We start from the raw sequence: 15,237 nt of genomic DNA on the forward strand, positions 1-15,237 counted from the left end.
AGAGTAAAGTTCTTCTCCACTTTCAATCAATCCATTATTATTCTTGTCGTAATAGATTTTGGCATAAAGATAGTTTTGAGTCACTCCATTCAAAAGCAAAGTAATATCATTTGTGCCTGTCAGGGAAAATTTGTAGTAATCTAGTGGATTTACATTGCTTATAGCATCATTGTAGTTAAAAGATTTGAGGATACCAATGTTTTGAGCCGTCGTGAATGTAGTTCCTGGCATATTTTTCCTTTTGTGAAATTTGAACAAGTATTCTTATAGATTGAATATCGGAATTCGGTTTGATTTTTGAAAAAGACTACGACAAAATACGGGGTTAAACTTCACTGTCGAACCCATGAAAAATATAAAGCGAGCAGCTACTATTACATAGATGCTGCTACTACACTGATGGTATATAAATCCTACTCATTAACCAGATTAAGTATACAGACAATCGATCTGCCAAAGTTAATTTGACTAATCATTTAGCACCACATAATTTGAGTATAATTACCAGCTTGCAAATAAATGATGCGGGGAATTCGAGCAAAAGCGCGATCGCACCCTCAAAAAATGCTTATAAAACTCCATTCCGTCAACGTCCCGATAATTCCGATCACACTTACTAAAAGAGAAGTGTGGGCTATGCGATCGCCTCTCTTACCCGCCGCTGTGTGAAATTAAGTCCCAAGATAGTGTGTACCTCACCACAGAAGAACTTAAGCTTGGCATATAAGTTTGGGGAAATAGTGATGAATAAGGAAACAGTTCCTAGTCAAGCTGAGAAGTCGAATCCAGAAGGTGATGAATCACAATTAAGTCCAGAGGTATTGGACAAAATTAAACACCCTCCAAAAATGGACGATGTTATTCGGGAGCAGTCACCAGAAGAACGTAAAAGTAACCCAGCTTTAATTGATCAACCAAGTGATGAATGAGCAGGTTCATTAAAGAGTAATTGAAAAGCCAAGATTCCTCACTTTTTAGAAAAGTGAGGAATCTTGTTACTTACAAATGATTTAGGATTGCTATAGCGATCGCAAATCCGAAAAAAAGCATAAAACTATCAAGATTTGGCAACTGCTATCGTGATTTCGTCTCTCATCAACTGAGGAACGGTAGAATATACCTAATTTTCGTAGCTTCAAAAGCCAAACTATGACGATGCGTTCCACACTCCAACGTGCATTTAATAACCGCCGCGTTCTGAAAGTGATCAGCGGCTTGAATAACTTCGATGCGGCTAGCGTCGCTGCTACTGTTAAAGCTGCTGAACTGGGCGGTGCTACTTTTGTCGATAGTGCCGCCGATCCAGCCTTAGTCCAGCTAGTTAAAAGTTTGACAAATTTACCAATTTGTGTATCAGCAGTAGAACCAGAGAAATTTGTGCCAGCTGTGGCAGCTGGTGCTGATTTAATTGAAATCGGGAATTTCGATTCCTTCTATGCTCAAGGACGACGCTTTGAGGCTCTGGAAGTGCTAGCGCTAACTAAGCAAACCCGCGCTCTCTTCCCGGAAATTATCCTCTCTGTCACCGTTCCCCACATTCTGAAACTAGATCAACAGGTACAGTTAGCAGAAGAACTGGTGAAAGCTGGAGCGGACATTATTCAAACCGAAGGCGGCACTAGCAGTAACCCAGTTCACCCTGGAACTCTAGGATTAATTGAAAAAGCTGCCCCCACCTTGGCAGCAGCTTTTGAAATTTCGCGTGCAGTGTCAGTGCCAGTATTGTGTGCTTCAGGCATTTCTAACGTTACCGCACCATTAGCGATCGCTGCTGGTGCTGCTGGTGTTGGCGTTGGTTCCGCCATTAATCAACTTAATAGCGAAATAGCAATGATTGCTGCTGTGCGTGGCTTAGTAGAAGCCTTAGATACTGTGAGAGTGCTGAGTGCTGAGTTAAGAGTGCTGAGTTAGGAGTGATGAATTGAAGAAACTTGTTTCTTCAAAACTCCAAACTCTTGTAGAGACGCGATTCATAGTGTCTTTACTTCCAATACGGTTTGGTTAAAATGTTTGCCTCTCGGAGATCCCCCCAACCCCCCTTAAAAAGGGGGGCTAATATCTATTTTACCCCCTTTTTATGGGGGTCGCCACAGGCGGGGGGATCTTATCCGAACCGTATTGTCTCTACTTCTAACTCATAACTTCTTTCAACGCATAAATCACTTGGTCTTGTTGTTGTTGTGTCAATTCCGGGAACATAGGCAAGGATATGACTTCATGGCAAGCTTGCTCTGCTATTGGAAAATCCCCAATTTGATAGCCTAGACTTTGATAAACTGGCTGCAAATGTAAAGGGTACGGGTAGTAAGTCATTGAACTCACACCCTGCTCTTGCAATTGACTACGTACCAAATCTCGATATTTGGCGCTAGAACCATTTCGCCCTTCGCCTGAAATGCGAATAGTGTATTGATTCCATACTCCAATACCCCCAGGTAATTCTTGAGGCGCGACGATCGCCGGAACTTGACACAGGTATTGATAATAATAATTGGCGATCTCTCGCCGCCGAGCATTCCAAATATCCAAATAACGGAGTTTAATCTGCAAAATAGCCGCTTGTAGAGCATCCAAGCGACTATTTACACCGATCTCCTCGTGTAAATATCGAACTTTACTCCCATGATCCCGTAGTATTCGCAGTTTAGTAGCGATCGCTGGGTCATTAGTCGTGATTGCTCCGCCATCGCCGCACCCACCAAGATTTTTGGTCGGATAAAAACTAAAGCAACCAATATGTCCAATACTTCCGACTTTTTGATTACCCCAAATTGCGCCTGTAGACTGAGCGCAATCTTCAATTACTGATAAATTGCGAGACTGAGCGATCGCCATCAAAGATGTCATATCCACAGGTTGCCCAAATAGGTGAACTGGGATAATAGCTTTAGTTTTTGGTGTAATCGCCGCCGTTATTTGCTCTACATCCAAATTAAATTTAGTAGCGTCAATATCAACGAAAATCGGTTTTGCACCCACGGCGCTAATTACTTCAGCAGTAGCAATAAAGGTGAAAGGTGTTGTAATCACTTCATCACCTACACCAATTCCTAAGACTCGTAACGCTAAGTAGAGCGCATCAGTACCAGAATTACAAGCCACACATTCACTAACACTATGATAGGCGGCAAACTGTTGCTCAAAACCTTCGACTAAAGGGCCGCCAATATAACGACCAGAAGCCAGAACCTCTAACACGGCTGCACTCACTTCTGCTTCGATGGTGGTATATTGCTGCTTGATATCAAATGCAGGGATGGTATTTACACTTTGGATCATGAGTTCTCATTTTATCGGAAGATACAAAAAATGCACTTCGACAGTCAATTTATGCTTATTGAATTGTTCATCAAAGAGCTATTAAAAGACTATCGCCCAAGATACTTATCCATTGGGGTTTTTACTGAGCTTTTATGTGGTCAAGGCTACCATCTCTTAATAAAAAAGGTGATATAGGTGATATATATTAACCCAGATCCAACACATCGAATCAAAGTTCCAGATGTGGGTGCTGCTTTGAGAAAAAAATACCAGGAAATAGAGAACCGATGCAGGAGCTAATTAAGCTAGATTTGGTGGATTTAGCTATTGCCGTGGGATTGATGGCGATCGCCATTGGTTTATCTGCCTGGGAAAAATTAGGACTAGAGTTGAACTTAGCCCTTGCCACTGGCAGAAGCATCTTACAACTACTTGTATTAGGATACATTTTAGATTTTATCTTTGCTTTAGACAATGCTTGGGCGATATTGGCGTTATTAGCAATAATGCTGACAATTACGGCGATTGTCGCACGAAATCGGATCAGCCAAAAAATTCCTTATGTGTTGCCTTTGGTGTGGGGTGCAATTTTAATTAGTACCGTCCTAACAGTGCTGTATGCCAACTTCTTGATTATTCAACCAGATAGATGGTATGAACCACAATATATAATTCCCCTAGCAGGGATAGTCTTAGGTAATGCGATGAATGCAGCTGCGATCGCTGGCGAACGTCTTGTTAGTACTATTAATTCCAGTCATCTCGAAATCGAAACCCACTTAAGCTTGGGTGCAACTCCAGAGCAAGCAGTTAGCCAGTATCGCAAAGATGCCATCAGAGCCGGATTGATTCCCGGTCTTAATCAAATGATCCTCATAGGTATGGTCGCAATCCCAGGAATTACCACCGGACAGTTATTAGCTGCTGTTAAACCTCTGGATGCCGTATCCTACGAAATTGTAATTATGTTCATGGTTGTTTTGGCTAACTTATTGACAACACTTTTAGTTACTAAGGGGTTGTGTCGTCAGTTTTTCAATTCCGCCGCGCAATTGATTAGGTAAAAAACATCTGAGCGAATTACGAATTACGTTAGCGTACCGGGGCGTAGCCCATTACGAATTATTCTGGGGTTTGACACTAATTTTATCCAGCAGATGAGTGATTTTTTCAGCTTTTTCAGGTTGGCGTTGTTTTTGCAATAAATCTCTAGCCTGTAATAGATTACCCTTGGCTTCTTCTTGTCTCTCTTGCTGCATTAAAACATTTGCCAGACGCAAGTAAGCATCAGCCTTTTTCGGACTGCGGCGAATTGCTTCTCGGAATAATTCTGTTGCTTCCTCTACTTGTCCTTGTTGATTTAAAACATCTCCTAAAAATAAGCGAACCACATCATTAGTCGAGTTGATCGAAATCACCTGACGAAATGCTGCTTCTGCACCTGGGTAATCTTTTGCTTGATAAAGATTAACGCCTTTTTGAAACAAGTTTGAAGTAATCAAAGTTTTCCAAGCGAAATATCCCAGGAGTGACAAACTCAAAACAACAACAATCGCCGCAATCAGAGAACTGGTGGGAAAGGTTTCTAGCATTATCTAAGCCAAAAAACAGGCGATAGGAAAAATTAGATATTCGATAAAAAAGAGTTTCCAGATAAACTGATAGAATTGAGCGATCGCACTTTTATCTTCTAAGTTTACCGCCAAACTCCGCAACCACATCCAAAGCAACAGCGCCAGATGAGTAATTATCAGAAATATCGAGTTAACTGAGGCTATATGTAACACACCAACCAGAATTATTCCCGAATAGCAGACAGTTATCACCCAAAGAGCCAGATTAAATACAGCTTGCGAACCGAGTTGGATGGTAAACGTGGAAATATTGTAGAGGCGATCGCCTTCCATATCTGGTATATCTTTAAAGATAGCGATCGCAAAGGTAAACACCAAAATAAACAATGTCAACACCCAGACCACAGGTGGAATTGTTTGGCCTTGTTGCAATGCCCAGCTATAGTGCAGATACAGCCCCAGATTAACGATTGTACCGCGCACCGAAAAAATACACAGCGCCGCCCAAAAGGGAAATTGCTTCAAGCGAATTGGTGGTAAAGAATAAGCTGTACCAATCGCCAAACTAATCCCCACCATGCCCAATAAAAACGGCCCAGTTAGCCACGCCACAACTAACGCCAAAACCCCAGTAAAAGCAACAATTAATTGCCCTGTCTGACGGGAAAATTCACCAGATGCTAAGGGTAAATGAGGCTTATTAACCTTGTCAATTTCCACATCTTCTAATTGATTCAGCCCCACAATGTAGACATTGCCACACAGACAAGCAATCCATGCGCCGAAAACAGGGAGTAGGGAATCAGTACGATTATTAATGGCAATGGCAACTAAATATAAACTCAACACACTCAGACTTGTACCGATAATCGTGTGAGGGCGAGAGAATTTCCAGAAAGCGTACAACCAATGGAAATATGATTGAACAGGTTTGAGTGGCAAAGGGCTGTTTTGAGAACTCTGGCTCATGAGTAGCTTAGATACAGTATTCTGGCTTGTTGTTAATCATTGTCACAGAATTTGGTCATTAACAAGAGCCAAAAGTCTGAGCAAGCCGGGAACAGGGACAATACTTAGTTAAGATCCCCCCGCCTGCGGCGATCCCCTTAAAAAGGCGGTAAAAGAGATATTAGCCCCCCTTTTTAAGGGGGCTTGAGGGGATCTCCGAACACTAAATTATCAATAACCCAAAGGTATTGGGAGCCGTTTGCGACTATCCAACAAAAATGCTCTTTCTCATTACCCTGAGTGTGGAAGAACGACTACACAAGCGCCCGCGCCTAACCAAAAGTCGGCAAGATGCCTGCCCCACAAGATTTATATTTAATTCGGTTATACAAATTAGATGTTTTCAGCTTATCTATGGTTTCTGATTAAAATCACGCTTGTCGTTACCAACGCCGCAATTTTCTGATTAAAATCACGCTTGTCGTTACCAACGCCGCAATTTTCTGACTAAAACCACGTTTGTCGTTACCAACATCGAAATTTTTGTTAAGACTGCTAAAGTTACAAAGACTATATAGGTTACCCCACCTAGAGTTTTTTACAGGTATAAATATAACTATTATATATGCAATAAATATCAGTAACTTACGCTAATACTTGAAAATCTCGTGAGAAAAAATACATTATTTAGTTAAATTTGCTGAACTGAAATGCCTAGATATTAAGGCAAGCTAGTTCTATAACTTTCTCAAAGGAATGCCTTTATGACTCGTCAAAAACGTACATCCCGCGTTTTAGAAAAAGCTGTGTTGAGATCTGCTAGTCTCAAAGCAATTGACCCAAAGATGGATTTTGGAGATGAACGCAACTTAAAACATTTAATAGAACTAATGGATCATCTACGTACCAAGATAAGTGCGTATAACACGGCTTTAGCCGTGGTAGACTCATACAAAAGCGAGATTGATGAATTAGAAAAAACCTTAAATACTCTCTCTGACCAAATGCTACTGGGAATTGCTTTTAAATACGGCAAAGACAGCTGCGAATATGAAATGGCGGGTGGTGTTCGCAAAAGTGAACGCATCCGCAGAAGCACAGCCGGCCGCTTGAAAGCTGTTACAAATGAAGTGCCTATTAACGACACTCAAACTGCGTAGTATCGTCACTTGACTTTAGATCAATACCCTTGGGATCAGATAATTTGCCTGTGGTTCAGGCTTGTAGAGACGTTGCAGTGCAACATCTCTACACCTCATCGCAAAGTTTGAGGAAATTTAGCGTAATTTCATCAAATGACTGTCACAGAAGCCCCTTCACTCGCCTGAGGTATACTGGGTAACTCCAGACAATATCCAGCACCATAAACTGTCTTGATATAGCGGGGATGGCGGGGATCTGGTTCTAGCTTGGTTCTCAAGTGGCGAATATGGACTCGAATCGTTTCAATATCGTCATCAGGATCATAGCCCCAAACTTCTTTGAGGATTTCGCTAGGGGAAACTGTTTGACCGTGGCGTTGAAGCAAGCAGTGAAGTAGCTCAAATTCCAAATGAGTCAATTTTACAGTTTCATTGAACCATATCGCTTCAAATCTTTCGGGAACAAGGGTCAGTGAAGCATAATTAAGAATCTCACTATGCTTTGCTGCTTGAGGAATGCGATCAGTACGCCGCAAAAGTGCCCGCACCCGTGCTAGCATTTCTTCTAATTCAAAAGGTTTGGTGAGGTAGTCATCTGCGCCAGCATTGAAGCCGTCTACCTTGTTCTGAGTTTGGCTCAAAGCCGTCAACATTAATACGGGAATCTCAGAGGTGCGATCGTCACGACGCAGGCGTTGGCAAACGGTAAATCCATCGACTCTGGGCAACATTAAATCGAGCATTATCAAGTCTGGTTGTAGCTGGAGAGCCAGCGCTTGACCTTTAATGCCGTCTTCAGCTTGACTAACATCGTAGCCAGCCATTTCCAAGTTGACGGCAACTAGTTCTGAAATCGCTGGGTCATCGTCTATGACAAGAATCCTCGGCATTCTTAAAAAATTATTACTACTTGACTAAGGATAAATAGGAGCTTTGTCTAGATACAAAGATTTCTGCATCGATTATGAAAAAGTTTTTAAATCTTACATAAATATTAAGATTAAATGACTGTGAAATCAAGACTCAACTAAACAAAATCTTATAATCTATGATGTGTTATGCTCGCCCCTACAATCCGTCTTGGTTTTTACAAAACGGTGTGATGATGACTGTATACACAGCTTTGTGGGGAAGCCGTTACTGGAAAAGCACGACTCTATTACCAGAACCGTCTTATCACGAAAAAATATTTACAGGTGGCCAAGGTGTGCCAATTTTTGGCTTGGTTGCCATCCCTGAAAATGCTCACAGCACGATTATCGGTACTTATGGGATTACTGGAGAGTTAGAGACAGAATGGTTTTTGAGAGTGCTAGGACGTAAGGCTTACGCTCAAGGATATGCTGTAGTGTTATTTGATTGGCGTGCCCACGGCAAAACTGCCGAATTTTCGCCGACTCTAACTTCCGATGGTCTGTATGAAGGAGAAGATTTTGTTCGCATCGCTGCTGCTGCTAAGGCCATGGGATGTCCGGGAAAATTTTGGTTTACAGGGTATTCTTTAGGAGGACAATTAGCCTTATGGGCGGTGAAGGTATCTGGTGAAGTGATTAAAGAGCATGAAGATTTGGGACTAAAAGATAGTGATATTGGTGGAGGTATGGTGATTTGTCCCAGTTTGGATTCGGAGCGATCGCTATCTTATCTAGTTACAAAGCCCTTCGGCAGATATTTGGAAAAGGGAATTGCCCAGAATTTAAAAAACCTCGCATGGCGAATACATGATGCTCATCCTGGAAGCCTTGACCCAGAAGCAATTGAACGGGCAAATAGTATCTGGGGTTTTGATAATGAATTGGTAATTAATCGGCTGGGTTTTGCTTCTGTGGAAGCATATTACCAAGCCAGCAGCGCTCTACAAATATTGCCGCAAATCTCGAAACCGACTTTGATTATATATGCTGCCGATGACCCGCTTTTTGACCCAGCCATCATACCAGAATTGCAAGATGCTTGCGATCGCAATTCCGCAATAGATTTGTTACTCACTCAGTACGGCGGTCATGTTGGTTATTTGAGTAGCAAAGACTGTCAGCGCCAATTACAAGATCCTGACCCGTGGTGGGCATGGAATCGGGTTTTACAATGGTTGGAGCAACAGCGTAATTTATAATTCGGAATTTAGAAATAAAAGAGGAGTCTTATCTTAGGATTGCCTTTCATGGCAAAGATTAAGATAGGATTTGTTTAGCAAAATGTTATTATTCAGTAGGTAGCAAGAATATATAGATGACATCTGACTCTTTTAATTTGCCTCCTCTGTTACGACAAAAAGCCCAAAGATATGCTGCAAGCCTTGGCGTTTCTCTTGAGCAATTTATTGTCTCGGCTGTAGCTGAAAAGGTCGAGATTTTAACTGAGCATCATGAATATCTTATATTTCCTGAGCTTACTTACCGTCGGGGCGCTAGTGGTTTAGCAGTGCCAATAGTGCATGGAACTGGCTTGCGGGTGCAGACTTTAGTCATCGCATCTCAACAATGGGGATTATCCGCAGAGCAAATTGCTGCTGAGTATGATTTGAGTGAGGCTCAGGTGGATGCAGCCCTGGCTTTTTATGCTGTCCATCAGCAAGAAATCGATGAAGCGATGGCATCTGAAGTAGCTCTCGAATCAGTTCACAATGTCTAAGGCTCTATTACATTTAGATGCTGATACATCAATTAAAGCTTTGCATTTAGCTTTGATTAATCAGGGTCATGATGTCACCCGAACTCCCACTGGTTGGATGCCTTTAGATGCAACTGATGAAACCCAGTTATTAGGAGCTACTGCTAGAGGAAGATGTATTTTTACTTTCAATATCCGCGATTTTTTAGTTCTGGCACAAAGCTATCCTAACCACAATGGGATTATTTTAGCTGCCCAAAATAGTTGGAATCTATCTAGTTTGATTACTGCTTTAGATTGTCTACTTGTAGAGACACAAGCTGCTGACTGGATTGGTCAAGTACGCTGGCTCAATCAATGGCAAAGATAACAATTACGAATTATCATGACGGCTGATCATCTCTGGCTACCTGCACCAACAAATTTAACTTTGTTACCTGATGAGATTCATCTCTGGCGCATAGAACTTGACCAACCAGAAACACAGTTACAACATTTGAGAGAAACTCTTTCCAGCGACGAAATTGCTCGTGCTGAACGGTTTTATTTTCCAAAGCATCAGCAGCATTTCGTCGCTGGTCGGGGTATTCTGCGAACTATAATAGGTCGCTACTTGGATATCAAGCCATCACAAGTGCAGTTTAATTATCAACAGCGTGGCAAACCAGTATTAGCAGATACATTTGCTGATACTGGACTTTCGTTTAACTTATCTCACTCGCAAGGGTTGGGTTTATGTGCGGTAAATTGCACTCACCAAATTGGTGTAGACCTAGAATATATTCGCCCGATGTCTGATATAGAAGCTCTTACTAAACGGTTCTTTTTACCAAGAGAATATCAGATGTTGCGATCGCTATCTCCCAACCAACAGCAAAAGGTATTTTTCCGTTACTGGACTTGCAAGGAAGCTTATTTAAAAGCAACTGGAGACGGACTATCCCAGCTAGAGCAAATTGAAGTATCGCTAACTCCCACAGAACCAGCCAAGTTACAGATAACTGAAGACTGGAGTCTTTTTGAACTAGTACCTGCTAACAATTATGTTGCTGCTGTTGCTGTAGAAAATTTTAGCTGTAACTTAAAGTGTTGGCAGTATTGATGTTGATTAAGATCATCTCTTGGGTGAAACAAAAGAGATTTTGCGGACAAATGACCAATGACAACCTGCTTACTTATCTTCCTGCATATTTCTTACAATTTTAGTCACCAGATTTCTAGGTACAAATCTGACGCTTTTTGCCAGTATTTTATTGAGCAAACCGGGAATAACAATGGTTTTGCCCTTCATTAAGGCGCGAAAACCAATTTCGGCTACTGTTTGTGCATCCATCATCCTCTTGCCCTTGACTAACTTAGAGTCAGCCATTCCTGTTCTTTCATGAAAGGCAGATGCGGTTGACCCTGGGCAAAGAACTGTCACAGTGACACCAGTACCTTCTAATTCATTAGCGATCGCTTCTGAAAAAGATAAGATATAGGCTTTAGTAGCAAAATAAACTGCCATCAAAGGCCCTGGTTGAAAGGCAGCGGCTGAGGCGACGTTTAATATTTTTCCCTCACCTTGCTTTACCATGTGCTTCACAAATAGCTTAGTTAAATGGGTGAGACAGACCAAATTTACCTGTAGCATTTCTAGTTCAGTAGCTAGGTCTGTTTCGTGAAATAATCCATAGATACCAAATCCAGCATTATTTACCAGCACATCAACCTTAATATCGGCTTTTTGCAACTCTGTGAAAATTTCTTCAGGAGCTGTTGATATAGATAGATCCTTAACAATAGTTTTGACCAAATTTCCAAATTCTTTTTGGAATTTAACTGCAATTTCTACAAGCTTTGCCCCGTTTCTATCTACTAAGACCAGATTATAATCATGAGCAGCAAAAATACACGCTAATTGATAACCAATTCCACCGGCTGCCCCAGTAATAAGAGCAGTTTTTTTGCCCTGTCCTTGATGTGTTGTGTTCATGTAATAATGTTAGTGAATTCAATTTGATGAAGCTGCGTTGCATTTACAGTCGTTCTCGTTCTACAATTAAGTAGGCGTAATATCTCAACCGACGAGAAATGTCTTGAGTTATTACTCTTTCAAATGCTTGTGTGATGCCTTGGATAGATGTAGCAGTCCAAGCGTAAATTTAGGACTTATGCATCGAAAAAGTTGAGCATCAAGAAAAGCTGGTTATTTCAGACTGCTAGCGTAGATGCGTAGCTGATTCTCGCCAGGTATCGCCCTATATAAACGTATTTAATTACCCATAATAGTGGGTAAAATCAAACTTTCACGTCCGACACTAACCATTGTATACTCGATTCTTTCTGTCAAGTTGTAAATTCTAAAAAATTATATTTTTGAACATAAAAAACAGGGCAATTATGCCACCGTTGGTATAATATTTTTGGCTGGCATCAAAAATATTGGTTGTTTAGTGGACTAAAAAAAATACAAAACTTCTGTTTGGTAGGGTGTGTTATGTTCCTAACACATCCTACGCAAATTGTGAATTACTAAGCGATATTTAAGAAGCCGCTTTGAATCAAGTAGGCGGTATAAGTCATAAATAATTGAGAGTCAATTGGGTGACAAACAATAGAACTACCTGCTAGTGCAACGAGGGTATCTTGGCAGCTAATATGAGGTCTTCTAGCTTGTAGGTACAAATCAGGAATAGTCAGTTGTTCATCAGACCAGCGTTCCAGTAAAAAGGGTCGCAGAGTGTACAAAGGATTGTCTACAGAAGACACATTATTGATTAACTCTGATTGCCATTTTTCGTAGGGAATCATCTCAACTGAATAACCAAATGAGCGTATCCACTCAATTAGCATTTTCAAAGCGGCAGGTTGGGGATGTTGTAAATTGAAAGCTTTACCTATGGATTGTTTTTGTCTTGATAGATAAACAATGGCTTTACTTACATAGTCCACAGGTGACATATCTAACATATAATCTACATCAGGGAAACTTCCCATTTGTAGACAGCCTTTGGTCATCAAATTGATAAAGTCATGTGTGTTACAAATCCCTGTTGTGCTATCTCCTGAGATCAGAGGTGGTCTATAGATAGTTACAGGAAGTCCTCGGTCACGAGCAATCTTAACTAACTTTTCAGCTACCCATTTAGTTTGAGAGTAACCAAGATAAATACCTTCCCAATGATTGAATTCATCCTGTTCTTTGACAACCTTGCCAGCATAAGCGGTCGATTCAAAAACAGCAACGCTAGAAACGTAATGTACAGGCTTGACTTTAATTTGACAAGCCAATCTCAAAACTTCTTGAGTTCCTAAAACATTGGCTGCCTTCAGTGCAGAGTATGGAAAAACATAATTCAACAAAGCACCACTATGATAGATAGTATCAATATTGGCAGCTAAAAATTGAAACTGTTCAGAGCCAAGACCTAACAATGGCTGAGATAAATCGCCGACAATCGGAATAATTCTAGAATTAAATTCTTCCTGCCAAATTGCATACTGTTGCAGATTATTTTGTAGTTTGCTTTTGCCTTCTTCGGCATTAGCAGCACGCACTAAGCAATAGATATCCGCATTGGTTTCCTGTAGCAATTCTCGGATGACAAAAGCTCCTAAAAAGCCTGTTCCTCCAGTTAAAAAGATTTTCTTGGGTTCACCTACAAGCACATTAGATGCAGCACCGGGATGGATTGTAGGGTCAAGAACTGCCTCGGCACCTAAATCTAGAATTGAGGGTGCAGCATTAGAAGATGTCACCCCTGTATCTTGAATCGGTGAATCTTCTTGCACTTCTTCAGCTAAACGCTGCGAAAGAGCTTCAATATTTGGGTAATGCCACAGAAGCAATGGAGATGGTTGAAATCCTAGCAACTTTTCTAAGTTACTTACTAGAATCATTGCTTGGGCTGAATCCAAACCATAGTTTTCTAAATGTTCTTTGACATCTATTTCATCAGTTGATACTCCTAGCAACTTAGCTAAGTTAGATACCAAAAATACTTGAATATCGTCTGCTGTGAAAGACTGTTTTATAGTCACTTTTAAATCTCCAACAATGATGTAGAACGAACAGGGTGATACTGACTGTAATAATCGGAAGCTTGCAGCCCTTGAATTTTCAAATTTTGGACACGATACAAAAATGCCGCACCAGTCATAATTTGATTAGCAACATCAACTACCTGACGATTATTTGGTTCAGACAGGTAGGAACTGCGTACCCAGTCATTGAAACCGCCCATTGCCGGGCCACACCAAATTTGATAATCTACTTCTCTACCTTTTTCACCAGAACTAGACCAACGAGAAGATAATCCTAGATACCAACGGAAAATCAACGCCATTTTTAGTTTAGGATTATTAACTGCTTTACCCAGTTTCTCAGGATTCTTTTGGGACAAATAAGCCGCAGTTCCTTCCCATACTTCAGCAATAGTTTTGCGAAAAACTTGTTTTTCTAATTTTTCTCTTTCTACCAAAGGAATCTCTTCAATAGAATTATAAGCGCGATAGAGTTCAAATAATTTCTGCGATCGCATGGGGAACATCGTACCCCGTTTGAGAACTTGCAGTTTGACTCCCATTTCAAACATATCTGCTGCTGGAGCCATCATCACATCAGCCATTTCTGCTTGAGCTAATAACTTTTTGGTATGTTCACAAGCTCCAGATTCAACGCATGACTGATTAATTGAGCCAGTCATTATATAAGCAGCACCCATCATAAAAGCTGCTAATGCTGATTGGGGCGTACCAATTCCCCCTGCTACTCCGATTCTAATGGGTATTTGGTAATGATATTGGGCTTGAATTTCATCCCGCAAGGCAATAATAGAAGGTAACAAACAAACTAAGGGACGGTTATCTGTATGACCTCCAGAATCAGCTTCGACGGTAATATCATCAGCCATTGGAACTTTGGCTGCAAGGGTTGCTTGTAACTCAGTAATTAATCCTTGTTCAAGAAGTTCTTTGAGGATTCTAGCTGGTGCTGGTTGCAGAAATTTAGTAGCAACTTCTCGGCGGGAAATTTTGGCAATGACTTTATTTTTGATTTCAATTTGATTGGCGTTATTTAACCCCAATCCAGCAACACGGTAATAAACAATGTTCGGAGTCAAGTCGAGAAATGCAGACGCTTCTACTGTTCTCACTTGATATTTGAGGTATAAATCCACAGCCCGACGTTCAATCGCAGGTTCATTAGGGCTGTGAATTAAATTAAATGCATAAGGCCCTTGAGGTAAAGCTTGTTGAATGCAATTTATGGCTGCCTCCAAACGTTCTGGAGTTAAACCACCTGCACCAAAGGAACTCAAAATTTGTTCTTTCCCTAGTGCAATGACCATTTCTTCGGAAGCAATTCCGCCAGCCATTGCACCAGTAACATAAGCATATTTTACTCCATGAAAGGAGAGAAAATTCGGATCTCCAAACTGTTGTATACAGATTGGTGCTGCAAATGTTAACAGTTCGATTTGTGTTGTTGTGCCATTATCAGCAGGGGATAAATACCCCTCATTAGTGACACCGATTTTTCCGGCAACTTTCACGATGTAGCAGGGTTTATCTAATACCATCAATTTATCTTTGATGGGTTGTTGCTCAAAAGATATAGATTCTAATGAACCTTTCCAAACCTGGTTTTGGCTATGCGACCAAGCAGAGAAATTAAGACCATTATCGTGTTTACTCATTACCGTATCTACGGTTGTCAC

The 15,237-nt window shown here is 41.0% G+C and carries 16 protein-coding genes and 1 pseudogene; 9 read left to right on the plus strand and 8 right to left on the minus strand.

Annotated elements, in window-relative coordinates:
- Positions 1 to 231 (minus strand): annotated as a pseudogene (locus ACEW80_RS03295) (VCBS repeat-containing protein); the annotation flags it as partial.
- A gap of 233 nt (positions 232 to 464) precedes the next feature.
- Here ACEW80_RS03295 and ACEW80_RS03300 point away from each other — a divergent pair.
- The 3 genes from ACEW80_RS03300 (at position 465) to ACEW80_RS03310 (ending at position 1,911) form a co-directional block, all read left to right on the plus strand.
- Entirely contained in the window at positions 465 to 620 is a 156-nt protein-coding gene (locus ACEW80_RS03300; RefSeq protein WP_373525220.1) for a hypothetical protein, read from the plus strand.
- Positions 621 to 743: 123 nt separating this feature from the next.
- Complete coding sequence (locus tag ACEW80_RS03305; protein WP_373525221.1) at positions 744 to 929, plus strand: hypothetical protein; 186 nt, start codon at positions 744 to 746, stop codon at positions 927 to 929.
- Between the two features lie 220 nt (positions 930 to 1,149).
- A complete protein-coding gene (locus ACEW80_RS03310; protein WP_373525222.1) occupies positions 1,150 to 1,911 on the plus strand; it encodes a DUF561 domain-containing protein in 762 nt (253 codons plus the stop codon).
- A gap of 219 nt (positions 1,912 to 2,130) precedes the next feature.
- Here the strand turns inward: ACEW80_RS03310 and ACEW80_RS03315 are convergent, their stop codons facing one another.
- The gene (locus ACEW80_RS03315; RefSeq protein WP_373525223.1) at positions 2,131 to 3,279 is read right to left on the minus strand and encodes a DegT/DnrJ/EryC1/StrS family aminotransferase; all 1,149 of its coding nucleotides are present in this window, start codon (positions 3,277 to 3,279) and stop codon (positions 2,131 to 2,133) included.
- 269 nt (positions 3,280 to 3,548) lie between these two features.
- Between ACEW80_RS03315 and fetB the strand changes: the two genes are divergently transcribed.
- A complete protein-coding gene (gene fetB / locus ACEW80_RS03320; protein WP_373525224.1) occupies positions 3,549 to 4,325 on the plus strand; it encodes an iron export ABC transporter permease subunit FetB in 777 nt (258 codons plus the stop codon).
- A 51-nt stretch (positions 4,326 to 4,376) separates the two neighbouring features.
- Here the strand turns inward: fetB and ACEW80_RS03325 are convergent, their stop codons facing one another.
- Together ACEW80_RS03325 and ACEW80_RS03330 are read right to left on the minus strand one after the other, a co-directional pair.
- Positions 4,377 to 4,853, minus strand: a complete 477-nt coding sequence (locus tag ACEW80_RS03325; protein WP_373525225.1) for a tetratricopeptide repeat protein — start codon at positions 4,851 to 4,853, stop codon at positions 4,377 to 4,379.
- 3 nt (positions 4,854 to 4,856) lie between these two features.
- Positions 4,857 to 5,804 (minus strand): homogentisate phytyltransferase, encoded by a 948-nt coding sequence (locus ACEW80_RS03330; protein WP_373525226.1) that lies wholly within the window; start codon positions 5,802 to 5,804, stop codon positions 4,857 to 4,859.
- A gap of 743 nt (positions 5,805 to 6,547) precedes the next feature.
- On the opposite strand from ACEW80_RS03330, the gene ACEW80_RS03335 reads away from it, so the two are divergent.
- Positions 6,548 to 6,943: a hypothetical protein gene (locus tag ACEW80_RS03335; protein WP_373525227.1), complete on the plus strand. Its 396-nt coding sequence runs from the start codon at positions 6,548 to 6,550 to the stop codon at positions 6,941 to 6,943.
- Between the two features lie 131 nt (positions 6,944 to 7,074).
- Here the strand turns inward: ACEW80_RS03335 and ACEW80_RS03340 are convergent, their stop codons facing one another.
- On the minus strand, positions 7,075 to 7,815 hold the full coding sequence (locus tag ACEW80_RS03340; protein ID WP_373525228.1) for a response regulator transcription factor: 741 nt from the start codon (positions 7,813 to 7,815) through the stop codon (positions 7,075 to 7,077).
- Between the two features lie 158 nt (positions 7,816 to 7,973).
- Here ACEW80_RS03340 and ACEW80_RS03345 point away from each other — a divergent pair, with 158 nt between their 5' ends.
- The 4 genes from ACEW80_RS03345 to hetI all read left to right on the plus strand — a co-directional run bounded on the left by ACEW80_RS03345 (position 7,974) and on the right by hetI (position 10,637).
- On the plus strand, positions 7,974 to 9,038 hold the full coding sequence (locus ACEW80_RS03345) for a YheT family hydrolase (protein WP_373525229.1): 1,065 nt from the start codon (positions 7,974 to 7,976) through the stop codon (positions 9,036 to 9,038).
- Positions 9,039 to 9,154: 116 nt separating this feature from the next.
- Positions 9,155 to 9,556, plus strand: coding sequence for a DUF433 domain-containing protein (locus ACEW80_RS03350; protein WP_373525230.1), 402 nt, complete (start codon positions 9,155 to 9,157; stop codon positions 9,554 to 9,556).
- The gene (locus ACEW80_RS03355; RefSeq protein ID WP_373525231.1) at positions 9,549 to 9,905 is read left to right on the plus strand and encodes a DUF5615 family PIN-like protein; all 357 of its coding nucleotides are present in this window, start codon (positions 9,549 to 9,551) and stop codon (positions 9,903 to 9,905) included. Before ACEW80_RS03350 ends, ACEW80_RS03355 begins: the two co-directional genes overlap by 8 nt.
- A 15-nt stretch (positions 9,906 to 9,920) precedes the next feature.
- Complete coding sequence (hetI, locus tag ACEW80_RS03360) at positions 9,921 to 10,637, plus strand: 4'-phosphopantetheinyl transferase HetI (RefSeq protein WP_373525232.1); 717 nt, start codon at positions 9,921 to 9,923, stop codon at positions 10,635 to 10,637.
- A 69-nt stretch (positions 10,638 to 10,706) separates the two neighbouring features.
- Here hetI and ACEW80_RS03365 read toward each other — a convergent pair whose 3' ends face one another.
- The 3 genes from ACEW80_RS03365 to ACEW80_RS03375 all read right to left on the minus strand — a co-directional run bounded on the left by ACEW80_RS03365 (position 10,707) and on the right by ACEW80_RS03375 (position 15,237).
- Positions 10,707 to 11,510 carry an SDR family NAD(P)-dependent oxidoreductase gene (locus ACEW80_RS03365; protein ID WP_373525233.1) on the minus strand — a complete coding sequence of 268 codons (804 nt, stop codon included), beginning with the start codon at positions 11,508 to 11,510 and terminating at the stop codon, positions 10,707 to 10,709.
- Positions 11,511 to 12,049: 539 nt separating this feature from the next.
- Positions 12,050 to 13,558, minus strand: a complete 1,509-nt coding sequence (locus ACEW80_RS03370; protein WP_373525234.1) for a thioester reductase domain-containing protein — start codon at positions 13,556 to 13,558, stop codon at positions 12,050 to 12,052.
- A gap of 2 nt (positions 13,559 to 13,560) precedes the next feature.
- Positions 13,561 to 15,237: a PfaD family polyunsaturated fatty acid/polyketide biosynthesis protein gene (locus ACEW80_RS03375; protein WP_373525235.1), complete on the minus strand. Its 1,677-nt coding sequence runs from the start codon at positions 15,235 to 15,237 to the stop codon at positions 13,561 to 13,563.

It is taken from the genome of Nostoc sp., assembly GCF_041747015.1.
GTDB lineage: Bacteria > Cyanobacteriota > Cyanobacteriia > Cyanobacteriales > Nostocaceae > Nostoc.